This window comes from Parafilimonas sp. (assembly GCF_047606085.1).
GTDB lineage: Bacteria > Bacteroidota > Bacteroidia > Chitinophagales > Chitinophagaceae > Parafilimonas.
Genome location: NZ_JASGEX010000060.1, coordinates 33500 through 55941, shown reverse-complemented (window position 1 = coordinate 55941; position 22442 = coordinate 33500). Strand labels below are relative to the sequence as shown.

The window sequence follows — 22442 nt, the reverse complement described above, 5'->3', positions numbered from 1 at the left end:
GAATTTGCTGAATAACATCACGAAAAAATACATACAAAAACATAACTTTGATAAAATAATTTATGGCTGATTCAATATATCATATCAAAATAAAAAAAGAATATGCATCTGCTATTATTGAAGATTTAAAACAAGTTGATGCAATAGAAATTTTTGAAGAACCAATTGCCGATTGGCAAAAGAAAGAATCTTTAAAAAGATTAAAAGAAATGAAACAAGATCCTTCAACAGCTATTTCAGAAGAAGCGTTTTTTAATGCCATTGAAAAGTTAGATGAAGAAGTATAAAATACTTTTTTCTCGCGGTGCACTTAATGACCTTAAGGAAGCAAAATACTGGTACAACACTCAACAAAAAGGTTTAGGCAAACGTCTGGTAAATGATGTAAAAGAAGCTGCCTCAGCAATTAAACGCGCAACCCATACCATTCTTCCATTAGCTTGAAAATATAAGAGCTTCTGCCTTCCTGCCAATAAAATCTTAAAGCATATCAAAATTCTTAATGTTTAAAATTTCTGTTTCATCTTTACGTTTTACATCAAACAAAGCAATGAAACCGAGCATGATAATTTTTCTCACACAGGGGAATGTGCATAGCGAGGTTCCATGAGACAACTGAAAAAACAAATATGCACGAATGAAACGCCCATGTAAAATATATTCTTCACACAGGGGAATGTACATCAGGGCGTTCCATGAGGCCATTGAAAATCAAACTTGTACGAATGAAAAAGACGGTTTTAATTACAATCGCCCTGGCAAGCCTTACTGCAGTAAAGGCACAATACAACAGGTATAACAACGATAATGATTACAGCGATAATGGCGGCGGTTTTAAAAAAGAAAACGTGTTTATTGGGGGAAGCCTTTCGCTGGGTTTTGGCTCTGGCAGCTTTGCCGTGGGCGGCAATCCTGAAATAGGTTATTCATTTAATAAATGGCTTGATGCAGGCGTTGTTCTTAATTTAAATTATGCATCTCAGAAAGATTACTATTACGATGTAAGATATTCCAGCTTTAACTACGGCGCCGGGGTTTTTGCCAGGGCATGGTTTCTGCCTTTTTTATTTGCACAGGCCCAGCCGGAATTAAACTGGATATCTTATAACACTAAATACAGCGACCTGGTTGATAAACAAACTGTAAATGCGCCAAGTTTAATTGGCGGGATAGGATATGGGCAGAGAATTGTGGGGCAGGGAAGTTATTTTTTAATGCTGGGCGTAGATTTAATTTCTGATAAAAATTCTCCTTATGTTGATTATTACGGCCATGCACAACCCATCATTCGCGGCGGCTTTGATATTTATCTCAAGCCATCAAGGAAACCAGCTCATTCGGGCCCGATATTGTAAAGAAGCTTTCCTGCCAGGGCAAATATAAAAAACCTTCCTGCTGCATCCGTTCCAGATGCGCCAGCAGGTTGTTATAGTAACCATCTGAATTAAGCAGGATGATGGCTTTATCATGAATGCTCAGGTTGTTCCAGGTTATCATTTCAAACAATTCATCCAGCGTACCAAAACCACCGGGCAGTATTATAGCGGCCTCGCATAATTCAAACATCTTTTTCTTGCGTTCATGCATGGTTTCTACAATATGCAGGGTTTCAAGTTCCGTATGTATATCTTCCTTTTCATTCAATAAAGCAGGAATAACGCCAACCACCTTTCCATTATTTTTTATAGCTGAATTAGCTACCATCCCCATCAGTCCTTTCCTCCCGCCGCCATAAACCAATTGTATATTTTTTTGGGCGAGCAGCAAGCCAACCTGTTCTGCATGCTGTGCAAACAGGTTATTATTTCCAAACTTGGAGCCGCAGAAAACGGCAACAGATTTCCACATAATTCATTTTTTACATTGTTCCCCGGATAAAATATTTTCTCTTGGGCTAAAGCCCTTTATGGACTTTCTTTTCGCTAACCCCAGGCTTAAGCCTGGGGTTATATATCTGAAACCTTACACGATGGGCTTTAGCCCAGGTTATCCGGACAACAATAATTTTTTTAACTTAAAAAGCCTATGTAGGTAAACTAAATTTTTAGTTTTAATTTTGTTTGACTGATCCTAAAATTATATTTTTAAAATTGATGCTTCCCGACAAACACACATCTCTTAAAACAATTTACAATGCCTGAAAAAATAACAATCCGCTTCCACACTGCATTGCTTGTATCCTTCCTTGTTTTTTTGTGCGGCAAGGTAACGAATGCGCAGCATGCTGATTTTAATTCAGCCAATATTTACCAGAAACTTAATGCGCTGAATACATTCGGCAGCATCCTGTACATAGGCGTAACGCCTGCTGATAAGAACATTCCGCTGCTTAATTATTTTTCCAGACAAAAAAATTACAGAACAGGTTTTATAAGTCTTACAAGGGGAGAAAACCTGAAAAATAAATATGGAACGGAAGATGGTTTTGAATTAGGGCTGATACATGTTGCGGAAGGCATTCAGCAATATAAATTTGATGGCATTGAAAACTTCTACACTACGGCTTATGATGCCGGCACTTCGGGTAATGAAGAACAATTATACCGCGGTTGGGACACGCTGAAAATATTGAGCGATATTGTTTGGATAATAAGAAACTTTAAACCGGATATTATCATTACCCCGTTTTCATCAAATGATACCACGCTAAATGCGGAACAAAAAATAACGGCATCTTTAATACAAAGCGCCTTTATTATGGCTGCAGATGCCGCCGCATTTACCGACCAGCTTGCGTACGGCGCAACGCGCTGGAAAACGCTGAGGTTATTCTGCGATAATTCCAACAACGAAAACAACAATAATAATATCACCTCAATCAATACCAATACTTTTAATGCGCTAACGGGCCAAACAACAACTGAAATAGCAAATGCATCTTTACAATACCAGAAAAGTATTTACGGCAACAATTATACAATAGATGCTGCAGGCATACAACTAAAGCTGCTGGCCGGGGATAATACTTTTACAGATATTATGGACGGTGTTGAACAAAATCATCTATACTTAAATGACACGATCATTAACCTGCTGCAGCCACTTGTTAAAAACATAATTGCCGGCTATAATTTTCCTGAGCCGGAACAATCTGTTACACATCTGGTTAAACTGTATGAAACATTATTAAATGCCAATTCAAACAACAACTGGAAAAGCAGGAAGCTGAATGAAATACAAAACTTAATTCTTTTATGCAGCGGCATTTCGCTTAAAGCTTACAGCAACCAGCCATTTGCCGTGCCAGGCGATAGCTTAAATGTTCAGTTATCTGTGAATAAACGGTCGCCGGTTGATGTGCAGTTAAGTGAAATAATATATCCAGGCTACGACGTTCAAAAAACCAATCTTGCAATCCCGTTTTTAACAGATACAGTTTTTAACAGAATGGTTGTTGTCAATAAAAACAAAGAAGCAACACAGCCTTACTGGTTAAGAAATTCGGCAGGCAGTGAATACATGTATAATGTGAACGACCAGTATTTAATTGGAGAAGATGAAGACGAACCTGATTATAAATTAAGCGCATTGCTTAAAATTGATACTACTTATTTAGATGTTACAATGCCCGTGGAATATGTTGCAGCAAAAGGTAACGGGGCAAATAAGCCTTCTCAAAATGTATTCACTAACCTGCCGGTTATCGTATCCTTATCGCCCAATATTATTTTAACCAATGTAAAGCCAGGCAATGATTTTACAAACAACCTGCAGATAGCTGTAAAATTCAGGTCAAATATTTCAAGGGATTCTGTAAAACTGAAGCTGAAGATTTATGAGCCCGGGTTTACCATAGCGGCGGGGGATGAAACTGTAAAACAGGTTCCCCGCAAAACTGTTTTTGAAACAGACAGTATAATGAATTTATATGCAGGTGAATCTTATTCCATAAATATTCCGTTGAACGACCTTGATCTTAATAAAGATTCTGCCGCCACTTTAAATGTTATCATCAATGCGAATATAAACGGAACGGAGAATGCCTATTCATCTACGCTGAAAACAATCAGGTATGAATATTTGCCTGATATAACTTATTTCTACAGCGACCGTACTAAAATAATTCCCGATGAAATTAAAACAACGGGTGGGGAAATCGGGTATTTATCCGGCGGCAGCGATTGGATACCTTACAGTTTAAAACAACTGGGATATAAAGTGAAGCTGTTAACAGCCGGTGATTTTTATGCTGATAGTTTAAACAAGCTGGCGGCAATAGTTATAAGCCCATACATGCAGGATGTACAACATGCGTTAATGAACAAATACGACAGCATGGTTGCTTATGTGAACAAGGGTGGCAAACTGGTATTTCTAAACAGCCGCAATGAAATGAATTTAAACGGGCCTTTCAAATTAGTTTCAACTTCGTTGAAGCTGCCTTCTTTAAATTCGGAAATAACCTTTACGCAGCAGGCGCCGGGCTTATTCCTCTTTCCAAACAAAATCGAAACAACGGATTTCAGGTTATGGCAAAGTAATTTAACCGAATTTGCTTTTTATACAGATGATACAGGTTTTCAAATGCCGCTATCCATTAATTATGATAACAAATACACTGCAAATAATTCAATCGCTATAAAAAAATACGGCAAAGGCTATTTTATTTTTTCGGGGCTTTCATTGCCGTCGCAATTATCATCGGGCGTTGCAAGCGCTTACAAATTATTGCCCAATATGATTACGTTTTCAGAGAACCAGTCAGGAGCCTTTTAGTGGCGGGCCAGTGTCAGACAAGGTTGTATCAGCGCTTTTTTTTAATGCTGCCTGGCGCTGCATCTGTTGCCACATTTTAAACATGGCATCATTGTCCAAAACAGTTCGCTCCAATCGTTCAGAGATTGGTTTTGAAAGCCATATCTCCAATTGTAATTGTTTTATATGTTCGGGAGTATTCTGCATTATAGCTGACAAACCGGCTGTTAATTTTCAAATTCCCCTCTTGCAATTTCTGATTGCCTGATGATTGATTGCAATGTTCCTATCCTGATTTCAGCGTGATTAGGAACAGGCACTGTAATGGTTCTGTTATCAACTATCCTTTGCATAATTATATGGCTTCCTTTTTGACGCACTTGCATAAAACCATGCGCCAAAAGTATCTTGCAAACTTCTTTCCCGGAAAGTATTTTAAGCCTGCCCAACTGCTATTTGCATATTAGTGATAAAAACATCAGTTTTCAATCTTAAGGCAATCTCTTCTTTAGACGCATGTTCTAAAAATAATTCAATCGCTTCCTTCAAATTCGATTTTGCATCTTCTACCGTATCACCCTGGCTTGCAATATCCAATTCCGGGCATGACGCCACAAAACCATCATTCTCTTTTTCTATGATTGCCGTAAAATTTTGAATATTATTCATTGTGGATTCATTTTTATAAAAATACAAAATCCTGAACGTTGCAGAATGAAATATGATTTTTCACAATCAATCAACCCAGGGATGTTTAATTTGCAGCAAACATTCATCACACAATGAATTATCTTATTAAGAACGCAACGGTTGTAAACGAAAACAAAATATTCCAAAGCGATCTATTAATTAAAGACGGGAGAATTGAAAAGATAGCCCCATCCATCAGCCTTAAACATATCATAAAGGAAATTGACGCCACCGGCCTGCATGTATTGCCCGGCGCTATTGATGATCAGGTGCATTTTCGCGAACCGGGATTAACACATAAAGCAACTATTTACACAGAATCGAGGGCTGCAGTAGCCGGCGGTGTTACCAGCTTTATGGAAATGCCCAACACACAGCCGCCTGCTTTTACGCAACAGCTATTAGAAGACAAGTACAACACCGCCAAACATACGTCGCTTGCCAACTATTCTTTTTTCATGGGCACCAGCAATGATAATTATGATGAAGTGATGCGCTGCAATGAAAAGCGAAAAAACATTTGCGGCGTAAAAATTTTCATGGGCTCATCCACCGGGAATTTACTGGTGGACAGTCCGATTGCCCTCGACAAAATATTCGGTAATTCAGAACTATTAATCGCCACGCATTGCGAAGATGAAAAGATTATTAAAGAAAACTATGCAAGGCTGAAAGCGGAAAAAGGCACACTTCAACCTCTCGATCACCCCATCATAAGAAATGAAGAAGCCTGTTTTGAATCGTCGTTCCGGGCTATACAGTTTGCCAAAAAATACGGCAGCCGTTTGCATATCCTGCATATAAGCACCGAAAAAGAATTGCAGTTATTTACCAATCTTATTCCTTTAAAAGAGAAGAAAATAACAGCAGAAGTTTGTGTGCACCACCTGCATTTTACAAGCGATGATTACGAACGGCTCGGCAATCAAATCAAGTGTAATCCCGCTATAAAATCATCCAACAATAAAGCAGCATTATGGCCTGCCTTGCTGGATGACAGGCTTGATGTAATTGCCACCGATCACGCCCCGCATACATTAGAAGAAAAAGGCTTTTACAGAAATGATGAAGGGCTGTTGGCTCCCTCTCCTTTGGAGAGGGCTGGGGTGAGGTCTTATTACGAAAAAGCGCATGCCGGCCTGCCATTGGTACAGCATTCATCAATGCTGATGCTGCATTATTATAAAGAAGGAAAAATAAAGCTGGAAAAAATCGTTGAAAAGATGAGCCATGCCGTGGCCACCTGTTTTCAAATTGAAGACAGGGGCTTTATACGCGAAGGTTATTTTGCAGACCTTGTGCTGGTTGACCTGAACAAGCCTTTCACCATAAGTAAAGAAAACATTTTATACAAATGCGGCTGGAGCCCGCTGGAAGGCTTTACATTTCCATCATTAGTTACGCATACTTTTATAAATGGCAACTTAATTTATGAAAATGGTGTGTTTGATGAATCTAATAAGGGAATGAGATTAAGATTTATTCGTTAGTTGATAAGTTGATTGGTTCCTTATGATTAATTGCTTGCCAGTCAAACTATTCAACGAATCAACTTCTCAACATGCTAAGCGGCTGATTTAGCGTGAGGTGGATATGAACTTTCGGGTTAAATAATATTGAAGACTAAAAATATTTTTTTAATTATAAATAACTCCCTTTAGGGCCGGGGCATGCAGATAGACAAAACAACACGCTACGATCTCTCTATATTTGATCATAATGAGGAACAATCTTTATTACATCATCTTAATTTCTGCAAAACCAGCAATGGCAGGATATGGCTGGAACATTACCTTAAGACAACGCTTTCATCTATCAAAGAAATTGAAGAACGCCAGCAGGTGCTGCAACAGATAATTTCCGTGCACAACCAATGGCCTGAAACCATAACAAATGGTTCTGTATTGATGATTGAAAAATTTTATGAATCGCGTATTGATAATATTCCTAAAAGCACCGATATAATCAGCAGTAATTTTTACAAGATTGTTAATGCGCAGGATTTTTCATTGCTTCGCTATTCGGTTTCGCATTTCATAGATTTTCTGCAGGGCATGCATGCCATTTATAACCTGCTCAATAAACCAAACAATCCTGCAAGCCTTTCCGTGCTGATGGAAAGAACAAGAATGCTGCTGTCAAAACCCGTAACACAGGAAATTATTCAATATAAAAAAGAAAAAAAGCTATCCTTATCCACCATTCTTAAATTCGGTCATTTTATACGTTTTCATTACAAGCAGGATGCACAGGAGCTTATCGAGATATACAGCAGGCTCGATGCTTTATACAGCCTTGCCACTGCCTGCATACAATATCAATTTACTTTTCCGCAGTTTACACAGGATATTGCCCCGCATTTTGAAGCCACGCAATTATATCACCCGTTATTGCCCAACCCGGTTGCATATAATATTGCTTTAACGCAGCAGCAAAATTTTTTATTTCTCACCGGCGCTAACATGGCCGGCAAAAGCACCTTCATAAAAGCGGTTGGTATAAGCGTTTACCTGGCGCATATTGGCATGGGCGTGCCGGCAAAACAGTTGCAGCTTAATTTCTTTGACGGGCTTATCAGCAATATTCATGTGATTGATAACATTATAAAAGGCGAGAGCTATTTCTTTAACGAAGTGCAGCGCATCCGCAAGACCATTGAACAAATAACCGACGGCAAAAACTGGCTGGTGCTGATTGATGAATTGTTTAAAGGCACCAATGTGCAGGACGCCATGAAATGCAGCACTACGGTGATTGAAGGGTTGCTTAAAATTCATAATGCTTTATTTATTCTCTCTACGCATTTATACGAAATTGGCGATGGGTTGAAACAATATCCGAATATACTTTTCCGCTATTTTGAAACAGAAGTAAAGGATGAACAGCTTTACTTTAATTATAAGTTGAAGGAAGGCATCAGCAACGACCGTCTCGGTTATTTAATATTGAAAAAAGAAGGCGTGGTGGATAGGCTGAAAAACCTTTCCTAAAGAGAAGACATTGAAATAAAAATATAAATAATTTTTTAAAATAAGAAACCGTCCACTGGGCGCATTTCAAATTTCACTTCATACGCGGCACTCCGGTCGGTGAGACACCGACCGGTAGCGGGTTCTACAGGTGGGTGGACACCCACCTGAGAAAATTTAAAATTCACCCATTGGAAATGTGTAGCCTTTTACTGTACTTGCATAACCGATGAGGTAAGATGCATCCAAATTCACTTATTTAGGTGAAATAACAAAAAGCTTCTAATCCATATTTGTGGCTTTTTAGAGGCTTTTTTAATTTTTAGTTTGCGAATTTGGGGGTTTTTAAGCCCCGGCTGTTTTTTCTTTAATCCTGAACCTGGTTTCCTTCACTGCCATTTAAATTGTATCCTGCATTATCGCACCAGTATGGTAAACTGCGCATCAAAACTTTTGGAAGCGTCATACACATCTTTAAAGAAAGATTTTGACACCGCATAGAACCCGGAAAAATTTTCCACGCGCTCCTGAAGGTTGTTGCTTGGAAAAAGCAGCTTTTTTATTTTCTGCAGTTGCGCCTGGTCTGTTACATATTTCCGCTTTTCTGACCGCAACATTTTCTTTTCAAGCCCGGCGAGCCCTTTAAGCGATTTGGCCTTTAATGCCGTAATATGTTGCATAAGGGTGCTGTCTATTTTAGAGGCAATTCCTGAAATTTCATTATACAAGAGGTCGGTTTGCGTAAACTCTGCCTCGAGACTGGTAACATTGCTGCTGTGCTCCTGCACAAAACGTTTCATTAAAGCATGCTCGTCTGAGAAGAGGTCTTCCATAACAAAATTCATCCTGCTTATTTTACCGGCTGTTTTTTCATCAGCCAATAAAAATGAATTGCGCAGCGCCAGCATGGGGTATGGAATAGCTGCCGCTTCAAACACAGCTTTTAATTCAAGCCAGTAAGCCAGCTCACCGCCGCCGCCAGCAAAAATAATATTGGGCAAAATAGTTTCCTGCAATGCGCCGCGCAGGATAACATTGGGGCTGAAGCGCTCAGGATGCTCGTCAAGCTCTTTTAATATTTCTTCCAGCGACCATACTAACCTTAAACCTTCCACCTTAAACCTTTCACCTTCCATCTCAATCCGTTCCCGCTTATCGCCGGTTAAATAAAAAAGATTAATCTCCCTGCCCCTTGCCTGCACTTTATAATGTTCGCTCAGTTTTTTGATGGTTTCCGTAACAGCTTTATGCGAAAACTGTTCTTTCAGCTCTTTTTCAATAACGGGCTGAAACAGTTTCTTGAAAGCCGCATTATCCGGAATTAAAACTACCAGGCCATACCCGCCAAACAAAGCATTTAACAAATGCAGCGTAGCCTGCTGGATGGTTGATTTTTCTTTGTATGCCGCACGGAAAATGCCCATCAATTCCCTGCCATGCGGCAATACGCTCAACTGACCTTCCATTTCATTCAATACCTGCAGCAAAGCTTTATCCACATACATTCTGCCAACAGCGCCGGTTTGTTTGGTTTGCCAGGCATACTTTACCTGATTAATGGTAATATTGTTCAGCTCATCAAGATCGGCGTCTTCACTGCCCATAAAATATACCGGCACAAAATGCTTTCCTTTTTCGGCGGCATTTAATTCTTCCGCGATCTTAATTACATGAAAAATTTTATAGATAACGTATAAAGGCCCGGTAAAAATATTAGGCTGGTGTGCCGTGGTAACCGTAAATGTATTTTCGTTTAACAGCGATTGGATATTGGCCACTGTTTTATCGTCAACCGTTAAGCCTTCGTATTGTTTCTGCAGCTCATTCACCAAAACCTGCCGGTGCCCAAAATCTTTTTTCCGGCTGATGGCAGCCGGAACATTTTCCAGTTGCGGGCGAAGGTTGTAAAAAGGCTGCAGGGCTTCAGCATTGTTTAAATAATCAATAACGAGCTTAGAAAAATATCCTGTGCTTTCGTAAGAAATATAACTACAGTGTGTATCCATTGCCATGCAAATTAAAGCGCTAAACAACATGTTCCGTTACCGGCTGTATAACTTCGCCCTCCAGATCGTAATCAAAGGCATTGGTGATCTTCACCTGCACAAACTGGCCCGGCTGTAATTTCCTGCCTGAATGAATGATCACTTCATTATCCACTTCCACGCTGTCAAATTCTGTGCGGCCCAGGTAGCGGCCGGCTTCTTTTCTGTCTATAATAACCCTGAACGTTTTGTTTACTTTTTCTGCATTCTTTTCATAGCTTATCTCCTGCTGCACCTCCATTATTTCTTCTGCACGGTTTTGTTTTTCGGCAGCCGGCACATCATCCGCCATATTATAACCGGTGGTGCCTTCTTCATGCGAATAGGTAAAAATGCCTACCCTGTCGAAACGCTGTTCCTGCAGGAACGATTTCAGTTCTTCCACATCATCCTTTGTTTCGCCGGGAAAACCGGCAATAAGTGTGGTGCGCAAACAGATACCCGGCACTTTATCGCGAATTGTATTTAGTGTTTCAACAATTTCAGCCTTGGTGCTTTGGCGTTTCATCAGTTGCAGCATGCGGTCGCTGGCATGCTGCAAAGGCATGTCAAGGTAATTGCAGATGTTTTCGCGTTCGCGCATAACATCCAGCACTTCAAACGGGAATTTGTTGGGATAAGCATAATGCAGGCGTATCCATTCCAAACCTTGTACATCGCTTAGTTTTTTCAGCAGGTCGGCCAGCATGCGTTTTTTATAAATATCCAAACCATAATAAGTAAGCTCCTGCGCAATCAGCATAATTTCTTTCACGCCGCGTTTTACCAACCCTTCCGCTTCGGCCACCACTGCTTCCATGGTTTTGCTGATGTGCTTGCCGCGCATTAAAGGAATGGCGCAGAAAGCGCAGGTGCGGTTGCAGCCTTCGCTTATCTTTAAATAGGCATAGTGCCTGGGCGTGCTTAATAAGCGTTCGCCAAGCAATTCCTTTTTATAATCGGCGTTAAATGCTTTTAGGATCAAAGGCAATTCAAGCGTACCGAACCAGGAATCCACCCCGGGAATCTCGGATTCAAGGTCGTTGCGGTAGCGTTCGCTCAGGCAGCCGGTAACATAAACTTTATCAAGCTTGCCGCGTTTTTTTAAATCCACCTGGGCAAGAATGGTATTGATGCTTTCTTCTTTGGCCTTATCAATAAAGCCGCAGGTATTCACCACCACGATATTGTGGTCGAGACGGGCATTTTCATGCACCACGTTTATTGCATTGGCTTTTAGCTGGCCGCTCAATACCTCGCTGTCCACCAGGTTTTTGCTGCAGCCCAGTGTAATAATGTTTACCTTATCGGGTTTTAACGTTCTTGCCTTCATAATAAAGTGTGCAAAGGTAAAGCAGGGAAATTTATGGAGGAGGATATTAACAGGATGGGGCGCCCCCATCCCCTAAAGGGGGAGAAACAAATTTGGAATGCACTCTGTGCATTGAGCCATTACAACCAAGTTTTACTATACATTAGCCCGGCTTAGCATTCACCAGCTTAATTGTTTTAAACCCAAACAAGGGAACATTGCATTCAAAACCAGCCTTCTGGCCCTTTTTAAATTTAACGACTGAAGTTATACTGCCGTTCAATTCCACAAACTGCAGTTCATCAGCATAGCAATTCAGCGTAATGGCATGCTTTGTTTGGCTTGCATGGTTATTCACCAGCCTTACATACAGATCATTGTCTTTATAATACATAGCTGTAATAGCCAGGCCGCTATCCATGCGTTCCACAAAAGCATTGGCTGCCTTATCAGCGCCGGCGGTGGCTGTAATAACAGGCTGGTTCCATTTCATAACTTCATCGTTTAAATCTGCATCATTCCATTTGCCTCTGTGCGGTAGTAATGCATAATGAATATCTGTTGGTTCGTCCACACCATAATTCCTTTCCCATAAGCCAATGCCCGCATATTGAATGGTTAACGCCAAAGGAAAAATTTCGCCATGCGAATAGCTGGTTACATGGTCTGAAAATAAAGCCATGCCGTATTCATTATCGCCATCCGTTACATCAACCCAGTTATCAATAATATTGTTCTTAATGCTGTCCCAGCTATTATAAAATGTATTGGGAAACCGGCTTTCCGTTACATCAAGCGGGGCGTCTTTATATAGTTCCTGATTATGTAAGTTCAATGGAAAAACAGCTATCAGCTTGCTGCTGTCATTATAAAAAGCTTTATGGCGGTCTGTTGAATAATAACCACCAAGCTGCCGGTAATCTTCGCCAATACCAATTCCTTTCTTATAATCTATGTGCAAACTGCAGTCAATCCGTTCCCGGCCTTTTGCCAGTTGTATGGTTTGAACAAAATGGTTTTCGCCTATCATGCCTTTAACCTGCAGTTGTATTTGCAGCGGGCCGTTTTCAAGCATAGTGATCACAGGCGGCTTGCCTGTGCTTTTTTCATATCCGCCGCCGTTATAAAAATGCCCGCGCAACGCATTAAAATCGCCTGCGCCTTCCGCAACAAAATTTTTATTGCCAAGCCTTTTTGCGATGAGCTGCCTGATGTTGCCCTGCCGTGCATCAATCACCAGTTTATACAAATCAGTCTCCATTATAAAGTTCCCTTCTTTATCATTGAATATAGAAGCACCTTTGGCTGATGCCTGGGGCACATCATTAACCAGGGTATAACCTGCATAACCTAATGCAGGCATATTTGCTTCAAACAATATTGTTTTTGATGCATCTGTATTATGCACAATTTGCGAAGAGAGAACCCTGCCTTTATATTTTACACCAACTGTTCCGGAAATACCCGGAGGAAGCTGTGCGCTTATGATTTCATTCCTGTTCAGGGCAGTTGTATTCAATGCCAGTATAGTCTGTTGCCTGTTGTTTGATTGGGTTGCGCTCAGGGCTGAAAGCGACCGCTGAATAATTCTATTGCTGATCATAATGGAGCTGTCTGTCCATTCTTTTACATTACCTGCCCAGGTTTTGCCGTTATGCCAGTTATATGGAACGATCCAGCAGTCGTGATGCTGGGATAGCAATAAAGTTCGCCATGCTTCATTCAATTCTTTCTCCGGGTAAGGCTGGCTGGCATACAGCTTTGCCAGAGCCGCCGTTTTTTCAGCCATGGTTATTTTATTTTCGGCACTGCGCACTTCCTGCGCAATGCGTTGCAAAACCTGCGAGCCCCACACAAGACTTACCTGTATATCTTCCTGCGATAACCGCCAGTCTTCAATGTTCTTTTTATTTTCTATCTGTTTAAAATAATTGCGCCATGTGGTGTATTGCGTTAATGACGACCTGTGGTTATCGAGCCAGGGCCCATTTTTCCAGCCTGCGTCCTGGAAACACATGCCAACAGGATTTTGTATGCCCTGCCGGGCAGCCGCATTGATATAAGCCGTTGAATTATCCCAGGCTGTTGTTTGCCAGGTTGAATTCTTCTGTAAACTTTCAGATGCGTAGCGCGGCACGGCTGTTATGCTGCTGCCATCAGGGCCTGTCCAGTTAAGCGATTCACCGCCATAAGCCCGCACATAGCCTCCCCAGCAGGTGTTTGGATTTTTTAATGAAGCATATTTAAAACCCAGCGATTTCAATATGCCCGGCAAAGCGCTTGTAAAGCATGGTTCTTCTGATGCGTAAGTAGTACATTTTATGGAAGGAAAATGCTGATGCAGCTTTTGCATGCCATACTGAAACTGCCTGATGATGCTTTCTGCAGAAATATTATACAAATAGCTTTGCGCATACGTGGGATTAACGTATTCGATTGAAACATCATCGGCAGAGTCGTTGATGATTTCTTTTATGGCAGCATACCCTGCGGGGTCTTTTAATTCAACCGTATCCCAGGTTTCCGGCTCTATTTCAAGGTTCACTTTCCAGTCTCGGTGAGCTTTTAAGCTGTCTGTAATAAACTTCGTTACCCATAAAGGATAATGGCCATAAATACCCCCATGATAGCCATCTGCAAAATAATTGGTTTGTGCTATAACCGGGTAATACAGGCAACAAAAAACAATCAGCAGGCATAAGCGGCCGGGTAATTTTTTCACAGGTATAAGTAACCTGAACGATTGATTTCCGCTATGTGATCATTATTTTTATTGAGGTGGAATAATGCTTACGTGACTATAGTATTATATTAATGATGAATTGTTGTATTTAAAGTAAGTGGTCAGTTGTGCGTGTGAACGTTTAAAAGATTTTTATGCTGCACACATTTGAATGATATATTGCAATAAAAACTGAAAGATGAATATTAAAACACGATTGTTTGCAATAGCATTTCTATTGGTTACTGCGCCGGCAACAGCACAAAGCAAACTGCCGGATTGGGCCTTGGGGCCTTTCATCCGCCCTGCAAATGTTAACCCGGTTATATCTCCCAATCCGCAAAGCGTTTTTCCCGATCCCATGAGCAGGCAGCAGGTTGCATGGGAGGCCAGCGATGTGTTCAATCCTGCGGCTGCCGTAAAAGCGGGCAAGATATATGTGCTGTACCGTTCAGAAGATAAATCCGGGATAGGGATTGGCGAAAGAACATCGCGTTTGGGCATTGCAGAAAGTACCGATGGCATTACAATGAAAAGGCAGCCCGCGCCTGTATTGTATCCTGCCGAGGACGACCAGAAAGCGTTTGAATGGCCGGGCGGTTGTGAAGACCCGCGCATTGCAGTTACGAAAGATGGCATGTATGTAATGCTATATACGCAGTGGAATAAAAAAGTGCCAAGGCTTGCAGCGGCTACATCAAAAGACCTGGTTACATGGACAAAGTATGGGCCTGTTTTTTACAAAGCCTATAATGGCAGGTTTAAAGATATGGCAAGCAAATCGGCTTCGATTGTTACAAAGGTTGTGAATGGCAAACAGGTAATAGCCAAAGTAAATGGCAAATACATGATGTACTGGGGCGAGCACCTGATGAACATTGCCACTTCTGACGACCTGGTAAACTGGCAGCCAACCATAGATGAGCAGGGTGAGCTAAAAGCCGCCATCAGGCCAAGGCTGCATTATTTTGACAGCGACCTTACCGAATGCGGACCGCCTGCTGTTATTACAAATAAGGGCATACTGGTTTTATATAACGGCAAGAATAAAGGCGGCGCCGACGGGGATACCAATTATACTGCCAATACATACACCGCCGGCCAGGTTTTGTTTGATTTGAATGATCCTTCAAAAGTGATAGCGCGGCTGGATAAACCTTTTTTTGTACCGGCGGAACCATTTGAAAAAAGCGGTCAATATCCTGCAGGAACAGTGTTTGCGGAAGGCCTGGTTTTTTATAAAAGCAAATGGTTTTTGTATTATGGCTGCGCCGACAGCAGGGTGGCCGTGGCGGTGTATGACCCTGCGAAATAAGATATATTCAGATGTTTTGGTTCAGCCGGTGCGCAAAGGCTTGTATTTGTATGCCTGCTTCGTTTTAATGCCACCATGTCAATAAACGTTCCGGCCAGCTTGTTTATATAAAGTGAAGAGGCTGCACATATCGCGCATACAGGCAGCTAAGAAATGATGAATACAACCGAAACTAAAAAAACATCCGGATCCGTTTACCTGTTATGGCAAATAATACATGGATATAATTAAACAATATTGGTCATAACAGGCGTAGTTTCTTTACCCATTTTCTCAACAAATTTTCTTTCATCAATAAAGTAGCCATTGCCCCTGGCGCAAAAATGCACATGCAGGTTTTCTATGCTCATGGGGTTGCCTTCAGGAATATCTGCAATGTTTGTGTGTATCACTTCATGGCCGTCAATAATCACAATAAGGCCGCTACCTATTGCTTCCATTTTGTTGCCGCCGGTAATGATCATGCCTGTGTCTTCACCGAGGCCTACACCAATGCATGCCGGGTTGCCGGCTATGGCCTGCGCAAGCCTTACAAAGCGGCCACGCTTTTCGAAATGGGAATCAATAATAATATTGTCAATCAAACGCAGGCCGGCGGTAAGCCTTACTTCGCCTTTTAAATGAGCGCGAAAGGCGTTGCCTTCATAGATCATGGTACTGCTCATAGCCATGGCGCCTGCCGATGTGCCGGCAACAATAAAGTCTTCTTCCCAATACCTTTCCTGCAGGGTTTTCATAAACGCCGTACCGCCCAGCGTTGCTGTAAGCCGCATTTGATTGCCGCCGCTAAACATTATGCAATCGCATGATTTCAGCCGCTGCAGATATTCAGGCTGCTGCAAATCTTCACGGGTGCGGATGTGCATCAGGTTCACATTCACACAGCCAATCTTTCCAAAGGCATTCAGATAATTTTCGCCCACCTGGTGCGGTATCATGGAAGCGGTGGTAATAACCTCTATACGCTTTTTAATGCCGCCGGCTTCTTCTACGATCCGGCGCAAAATGCCCAGTTCAAAAAAATTTAGATTGTTCTTATGCAATTCGCCCGTTTCCGCTTCTGCACCTTTGTCCTCGGCGCCGCCAATTGCAATCAGTTTTCCTTTTGGTATTTGCATGCTCTTAAAAGTGGTTTCGCAAAAATAAGGCAATCATTTTTTTATGCGCCGTACAGGGTAATTAATAATTTAAGTTATCACGCCATTTCCTCTTAACTTAATGGTAAATTTTTTGTGAACCATATATGCCATGTAAGATGATGTTAGCTGCTTTGCAGTAATGCATTCTTACATCTTCTAACCTGCCTTACATGGTTTATTTATATAGTGCGCAAGGAAATTAGTGAATACCTCACCCCCGGCTCCTCATTTGGAGAGGGAGCTAAAACCGAATAACACAAAATCATTTTTTTACACCCTGCGGAATATATTTAGCCGCCATGTAAAAAATAGCTATAATTATTTGCATAGCATGAGAATAGAACATACGCTGTTCAACCGCAGGTTGCGGCATAATTGTTGGTTAAAGCTGCAACATTATTTTTTGCATTCTTCCATACCGTCTTACTTTGTAACACAGGTATTTTTCTCAATCATAAATTCTATCAATGCAAACAGGAGAAGATATAAAGATTTTAAATGATAAAATTCAGCAGGCTTCATCATTTATAGAAATATTGCGCAGCGCCCTCGGCAAAGTAATAATAGGCCAGCACGAAATGGTTGACCGGCTTATGATCGCTTTGCTAAGCAACGGGCATATTTTGCTGGAAGGTGTGCCTGGCCTTGCAAAAACATTAACCATAAAATCGCTGGCGCAGGCTATACGTGCAAAATTCAGCCGCATACAGTTTACACCAGATTTATTGCCTGCCGATGTTACCGGCACGATGATCTACAACCAGCAGCGCAACGAATTTTTAGTGCGCAAGGGCCCCATTTTCGCCAATTTTATTTTAGCGGATGAAATAAACCGTGCGCCCGCCAAAGTACAAAGCGCCCTGCTGGAAGCCATGCAGGAAAGGCAGGTAACCATTGGAGAACAAACCCATCGCCTGGAAGAACCTTTCCTGGTGCTGGCAACGCAAAACCCGCTGGAACAGGAAGGCACCTATCCCCTGCCTGAAGCGCAGGTTGACCGTTTTATGATGAAAGTGATCGTAAACTATCCCGATAAACAGGAAGAGCAGATGATCATCCGCCACCAGGTGCAGGGCATTCAACTGCCGTCTATAGAACCGGTAGTTAGCCTGGATGAAGTGAATGCAGGCAAAGTATTGACAAGGCAGGTTTATATTGATGAAAAAATTGAAAAATATATTGTTGATATTGTTTTTGCCACCCGGTTCCCTGACCAGTACAATTTATCAAAGCTGCGCAATATTATTAGTTATGGCGCTTCGCCCCGGGCAAGTATTAATCTTGCATTGGCCGCAAAGGCGCATGCCTTTATGCATAAACGCGGTTTTGTAATCCCGGATGATATAAAAACAATCTGCAAAGATGTGATACGCCACCGCATAGGCTTAACTTATGAAGCGGAAGCAGAGAACATAACGGCAGAAACAATTATCTCAGAGATTTTAAGAACGGTGAATGTGCCGTAAGACATAAGAAGACAGTTGATAGTTGGCAGTTGACAGATTATCTCACCCTAAAATATGATTTATGACACACTACAAAAGTCTGGAAGCATGGAGAAAATCCATGATATTAGTAAGGCATGTTTATATTATTGCAAAGCGTTATCCAAAAGAAGAATTATTTGCTTTACCATCCCAAACCAAACGTGCCGCTGTTTCTGTTCCTGCAAACATTGCTGAAGGCATCGGCCGGAATTACAAAAGAGATACGATTCAATTTTTGCATATTGCAAGAGGCTCTTTATATAAACTGGAAACATTACTGAACATTGCAGTAATGGTAGAAATAATGTCAGAAAATAAATTTGAACCTTTTACAAATCTTATTGATGAAACCGTAAGGATTTTAAACAGGCTTATTAAATCGTATGAAACAAATACAGCTTTGAAGTAGCTGTCAACGCTCATCTGTCAACCGTGAACTGAAATGGAAGTAAGCGAACTATTAAAAAAAGTAAGGGCGCTCGAAATAAAAAGCAGACGTTTAACCAATCATCTTTTTACGGGTGAATACCATACTGCTTTTCGCGGGCAGGGCATGGCTTTTAAGGAAGTGCGTGAATACCAGCCGGGCGATGATGTGCGGTTTATTGACTGGAATGTTTCTGCGAGAATGGATCATACTTACAGCAAAATATTTGAAGAAGAAAGAGAGCTGAGTGTTTATTTGCTGATTGATGTAAGCGCAAGCAGCTTGTTTGGCACTTATAAGCAGAGCAAGAAAGATTTAATAACCGAAATGGCGGCGGTGCTTGCCTTTTCGGCCATCAGCAATAATGATAAAGCAGGCGTTATTTTCTTTAGCGATAAAGTGGAAAAATATATTCCTGCAAAAAAAGGCAAAGAACATGTTTTATATATGCTGCGCGAAATGATAACCTTTCAGCCGCGCTCTCTGCAAACCGATATTTCGAAGGCGCTGGCATACCTTAACCGCGTTACAAAACATAAAAGCATTGTATTTATCCTGAGCGATTTTGCCGATGCCGGTTATCAGCAAACCCTTAAAGTTGCGGCAAAACGCCACGATATAATCGGCATACAGGTATATGATAAAAGAGACATTGATCTGCCTAAAATGGGTTTGCTGCAACTGCAAGATGCCGAAACAGGCCGCAGCATTTTATTAAATACCAATGATGTACTGATGCGGGCTGAATATAACAGGCAATTCAATAAAATACAGGAAGACGCCAGGCAGGTTTTCAGGCTTGCCGGCGCAGACCTTGTGCAACTTGCCACTGGCGATGATTATGTAAAAGCCCTGCAACAATTTTTTATAAAGCGTGCATGAGAAACCGGTCAACAGTCAACAGTCAACAGTCAACAGTGGTTGCAACTTTCTTCTGTGCAATGAAGATATTCTTAGTCCTCTTTGCATCAGTTATTTTTTCTACATCTTCTGCACAATCTGTATCTGCATCTGTGGACAGGGATAAGATTTTGCTGGGAGAACAGGTTACGCTTAAAATGATGCTTAACAATGTAGATGAAAGCCGTTTTTTTGTAGCCGCCTGGCCACAGGTAAATGACACGATCCGCCATACGGAAATTATAAAACGTGCAGCTATTGACACCATTAACCTGAATGGCAGTTACACATACCAGCAAAACTTTGTAATTACCTCTTTTGATTCAGGCCGCTGGCAGCTTGGCCCTTTTGATTTTATTATACAGGCAAAAGCATCAGGCAAAAGCATCAGGCTTCAAACCGCGCCATTGTATATAACGGTTTTGCCTGTGGATGTTTCTTCTTTAAACGAATACCATCCCATAAAAGATGTTATTGATGTGCAAACGCGCTTTAACTGGTTACCTGTGCTGCTAACGGCGCTGGCAATTTTGCTTATCATCGTCATCGTCATTATTATCATTATCAAAAGAAAAAAGAGGCCTGTACTTCAAACCAAACCTGAGTTAAAAGGCACGCCGCTGGAAAGGGCGCTGGAAAAGTTTCATGCCCTGCAGCAGGAAAGCTTATCATCTGCCATAGCAATAAAGAAATTTCATTCAGGCATAGATGAAATTACAAGGCAATATCTTGAAGAGGCAACCCATATAAAAGCGCTGCATTTAACAGCCTCCGAATTATTGCCCCGCCTTAAATTTTACATGCAGGATGCATCGGTGAGAAATAATTTCAGCCATATATTCGACCTGAATGCATCGGTAAAGTTTGCCAGGTACTTTCCCGGCGAAGAAGAAAGCCGGAACATGCTGAAGGAAATAACACAAATAATTATAAACATGGATGATAATATAAACAGGGCGAGAACAGATGCTGACAGACTGGTACCAAAATATTGAATTTGCCTGCTCCTGGGTTTTGGGCGCTTTATTGTTACTGCCAATATTAATTTATGAATATGTAAGGCGCAACAAGAAGCAGCAGGCTGCTATGCTGGTTACCACTGCCCATTTTGTGAGAATAACCAAAAGCGTAAAAATTTCATTGCGGCATTTGCCTTTTGTATTAAGATGCCTTGCTTTGATATGCTTGATAATAGCGCTTGCAGGGCCGCGCGTAAAATTTACGGAAACAGAAAACGAAGGCGAAGGAATTGATATTATGCTTTGTTTTGACATAAGCGGAAGCATGACGGAAAAAGACTTCGATCCCAATCGCCTGGAGGCAGCCAAACAGGTGGCTTCTGATTTTGTAGGCAACAGGCCGGGCGATGAGATTGGCATTGTAATTTTCAGTAACCTGAGTTTCACCTTATGCCCGCTTACATCCGATCACAATGCCGTTTTAAACCAGGTAAAAAATATACAAAGCGGCTACCTGCAGGATGAAGGCACTGCCATTGGCAGTGGCATTGCCACCAGCGTTGACAGGTTGCGGAACAGTAAAGTAAAAAACAGAATAATTATATTGCTGACGGACGGGGTTGATTTTGGAGGAACTATTCCGCCGGATATGGCTTTACAAATGGCGAAATATTACGGCATAAAAATCTATACAATCGGCGTGGGCTCAGAAAAAGAAGTGGATGAAGTGGTTGACTCTCCGCTTGGGCCTGTTGTTCAGCATAAAACCCTGCAGTATAATGAAGCTTTATTAAAGAAACTTGCCGATGAAACAGGAGGCCAGTATTTTCATGCCACGGATAAGGCGGCTCTGCAAAAAATTTACAGCAGCATAAACCAGTTGGAAAAATCGAGGATTGAAGTAAAAAACTATAACCGTTATACTGATAAATTCCTGCCGCTTGTTATTGCTGCCATTATTTATCTTTTGATCGGGATTTTGCTGCGCTATACAGTTTTCAGGCAGTTTCCTTAGGCGAAATCGGAGCCTGAATGGCTATAATCTATTGCCTTGGCTTCAATATATTTTTTAAACCGCGCAAGGTCTTCTTTTATAATATCTTTCAGCCAGTGATTAATTATTGTAGCGGCAGCCGATCCTATATAACCGGCAGGCGGGCGGTAACTGATTGTAACATTTACTTCGGTGCCGCCTGTAGTATTGGCAAATGTTATTTTTCCTGATGTTTCAATTTTGGAACCGGACAGTGAGCGCCAGCTTAGTTCACGGCCTTCTTCCTGGTCAATTATCTCCGCCTTCCATGCAACCGTCGGAAGCCGCCGCGGGGTTTTCAATACCCATAATGAATGTAATTCATCAGTAACCTTAATCTTTTTTATGTGCTTTAAAAAACGCGGCAATCTTTCAAGGTTTCGCCAGGATTCATAAACCAGTTGCCTTGGCGCTTTTACAATAAAGTACGTTCTTATGTTTACAGCACGGGTATGCATCTGAAATTCCTCACGCTTAAGCAAAGCCGTTAACAGGCAATTGCCTGAAATACCCCTATACAGGAAATATATGCCGCCATAACGCAAAGCCTTTTTCACGATTTGCTGCTTTCCGCTGGCGGCAATTGAATATAAAACAGCCCCGGCGGCAAGAGAGGCTATGCGCCCTGTTTTTCCCACATTTATAACGCTGCTGCTTTCATATAGTTTCGTTGCACGCGGTTCAAATGCATTACCGCTAAGTTTGTAATTATGCATTGATAAAATTTGTTTTTATGCTGCAAAGCTCATTCCACTTATTCTGTTTATCAA

Annotated in this window: 20 protein-coding genes; 12 read left to right on the top strand and 8 right to left on the bottom strand. The window is 41.4% G+C overall.

Going from position 1 to position 22442, the window contains the following annotated elements; genetic code table 11:
- Positions 1-62: 62 nt before the first annotated feature.
- The 3 genes from QM629_RS05480 (at position 63) to QM629_RS05470 (ending at position 1355) form a co-directional block, all read left to right on the top strand.
- Complete coding sequence (locus tag QM629_RS05480) at positions 63-287, top strand: hypothetical protein (protein ID WP_415158010.1); 225 nt, start codon at positions 63-65, stop codon at positions 285-287.
- Entirely contained in the window at positions 274-444 is a 171-nt protein-coding gene (locus QM629_RS05475; RefSeq protein ID WP_415158008.1) for a hypothetical protein, read from the top strand. Before QM629_RS05480 ends, QM629_RS05475 begins: the two co-directional genes overlap by 14 nt.
- Positions 445-725: 281 nt before the next feature.
- Complete coding sequence (locus QM629_RS05470; protein WP_415158006.1) at positions 726-1355, top strand: hypothetical protein; 630 nt, start codon at positions 726-728, stop codon at positions 1353-1355.
- Here the strand turns inward: QM629_RS05470 and QM629_RS05465 are convergent.
- Complete coding sequence (locus tag QM629_RS05465; protein ID WP_415158004.1) at positions 1312-1848, bottom strand: TIGR00730 family Rossman fold protein; 537 nt, start codon at positions 1846-1848, stop codon at positions 1312-1314. The genes QM629_RS05470 and QM629_RS05465 overlap by 44 nt on opposite strands.
- A gap of 285 nt (positions 1849-2133) precedes the next feature.
- Between QM629_RS05465 and QM629_RS05460 the strand changes: the two genes are divergently transcribed.
- Positions 2134-4716 (top strand): hypothetical protein, encoded by a 2583-nt coding sequence (locus tag QM629_RS05460; RefSeq protein ID WP_415158002.1) that lies wholly within the window; start codon positions 2134-2136, stop codon positions 4714-4716.
- A gap of 206 nt (positions 4717-4922) precedes the next feature.
- Here the strand turns inward: QM629_RS05460 and QM629_RS05455 are convergent, their stop codons facing one another.
- Both QM629_RS05455 and QM629_RS05450 read right to left on the bottom strand, forming a co-directional pair.
- Positions 4923-5144, bottom strand: a complete 222-nt coding sequence (locus tag QM629_RS05455) for a type II toxin-antitoxin system HicA family toxin (RefSeq protein WP_415158000.1) — start codon at positions 5142-5144, stop codon at positions 4923-4925.
- Positions 5131-5364 carry a type II toxin-antitoxin system HicB family antitoxin gene (locus QM629_RS05450; protein ID WP_415157998.1) on the bottom strand — a complete coding sequence of 78 codons (234 nt, stop codon included), beginning with the start codon at positions 5362-5364 and terminating at the stop codon, positions 5131-5133. The genes QM629_RS05455 and QM629_RS05450 overlap by 14 nt, the downstream gene beginning before the upstream one ends.
- Before the next feature lie 113 nt (positions 5365-5477).
- Here QM629_RS05450 and QM629_RS05445 point away from each other — a divergent pair, with 113 nt between their 5' ends.
- Entirely contained in the window at positions 5478-6875 is a 1398-nt protein-coding gene (locus QM629_RS05445; RefSeq protein ID WP_415157996.1) for a dihydroorotase, read from the top strand.
- A gap of 180 nt (positions 6876-7055) precedes the next feature.
- The gene (locus QM629_RS05440; RefSeq protein WP_415157994.1) at positions 7056-8375 is read left to right on the top strand and encodes a MutS-related protein; all 1320 of its coding nucleotides are present in this window, start codon (positions 7056-7058) and stop codon (positions 8373-8375) included.
- Positions 8376-8770: 395 nt separating this feature from the next.
- Here the strand turns inward: QM629_RS05440 and bshC are convergent, their stop codons facing one another.
- The 3 genes from bshC to QM629_RS05425 form a co-directional block, all read right to left on the bottom strand.
- Positions 8771-10360, bottom strand: coding sequence for a bacillithiol biosynthesis cysteine-adding enzyme BshC (gene bshC, locus QM629_RS05435; protein WP_415157992.1), 1590 nt, complete (start codon positions 10358-10360; stop codon positions 8771-8773).
- 19 nt (positions 10361-10379) lie between these two features.
- A complete protein-coding gene (gene rimO, locus QM629_RS05430) occupies positions 10380-11711 on the bottom strand; it encodes a 30S ribosomal protein S12 methylthiotransferase RimO (protein WP_415157990.1) in 1332 nt (443 codons plus the stop codon).
- Positions 11712-11853: 142 nt separating this feature from the next.
- Positions 11854-14412, bottom strand: coding sequence for a glycoside hydrolase family 38 C-terminal domain-containing protein (locus QM629_RS05425; RefSeq protein WP_415157988.1), 2559 nt, complete (start codon positions 14410-14412; stop codon positions 11854-11856).
- 199 nt (positions 14413-14611) lie between these two features.
- Between QM629_RS05425 and QM629_RS05420 the strand changes: the two genes are divergently transcribed.
- A complete protein-coding gene (locus QM629_RS05420; RefSeq protein ID WP_415157986.1) occupies positions 14612-15727 on the top strand; it encodes a glycoside hydrolase family 130 protein in 1116 nt (371 codons plus the stop codon).
- 227 nt (positions 15728-15954) lie between these two features.
- Here QM629_RS05420 and QM629_RS05415 read toward each other — a convergent pair whose 3' ends face one another.
- Positions 15955-16845 (bottom strand): cyanophycinase, encoded by an 891-nt coding sequence (locus QM629_RS05415; protein ID WP_415157984.1) that lies wholly within the window; start codon positions 16843-16845, stop codon positions 15955-15957.
- A gap of 488 nt (positions 16846-17333) precedes the next feature.
- On the opposite strand from QM629_RS05415, the gene QM629_RS05410 reads away from it, so the two are divergent.
- From QM629_RS05410 to QM629_RS05390, 5 genes are all read left to right on the top strand, one after another.
- Entirely contained in the window at positions 17334-18332 is a 999-nt protein-coding gene (locus tag QM629_RS05410) for an AAA family ATPase (protein ID WP_415157982.1), read from the top strand.
- A gap of 61 nt (positions 18333-18393) precedes the next feature.
- Positions 18394-18762 carry a four helix bundle protein gene (locus QM629_RS05405; protein WP_415157980.1) on the top strand — a complete coding sequence of 123 codons (369 nt, stop codon included), beginning with the start codon at positions 18394-18396 and terminating at the stop codon, positions 18760-18762.
- Between the two features lie 33 nt (positions 18763-18795).
- Entirely contained in the window at positions 18796-19662 is an 867-nt protein-coding gene (locus QM629_RS05400; protein ID WP_415157978.1) for a DUF58 domain-containing protein, read from the top strand.
- A 59-nt stretch (positions 19663-19721) separates the two neighbouring features.
- Entirely contained in the window at positions 19722-20675 is a 954-nt protein-coding gene (locus tag QM629_RS05395; RefSeq protein WP_415157976.1) for a hypothetical protein, read from the top strand.
- The gene (locus QM629_RS05390; protein WP_415157974.1) at positions 20647-21654 is read left to right on the top strand and encodes a vWA domain-containing protein; all 1008 of its coding nucleotides are present in this window, start codon (positions 20647-20649) and stop codon (positions 21652-21654) included. The genes QM629_RS05395 and QM629_RS05390 overlap by 29 nt, the downstream gene beginning before the upstream one ends.
- Here the strand turns inward: QM629_RS05390 and QM629_RS05385 are convergent.
- Positions 21651-22388 carry an SRPBCC family protein gene (locus QM629_RS05385; RefSeq protein WP_415157972.1) on the bottom strand — a complete coding sequence of 246 codons (738 nt, stop codon included), beginning with the start codon at positions 22386-22388 and terminating at the stop codon, positions 21651-21653. The two genes, QM629_RS05390 and QM629_RS05385, sit on opposite strands and share 4 nt — an antisense overlap.
- Positions 22389-22442: the final 54 nt, after the last annotated feature.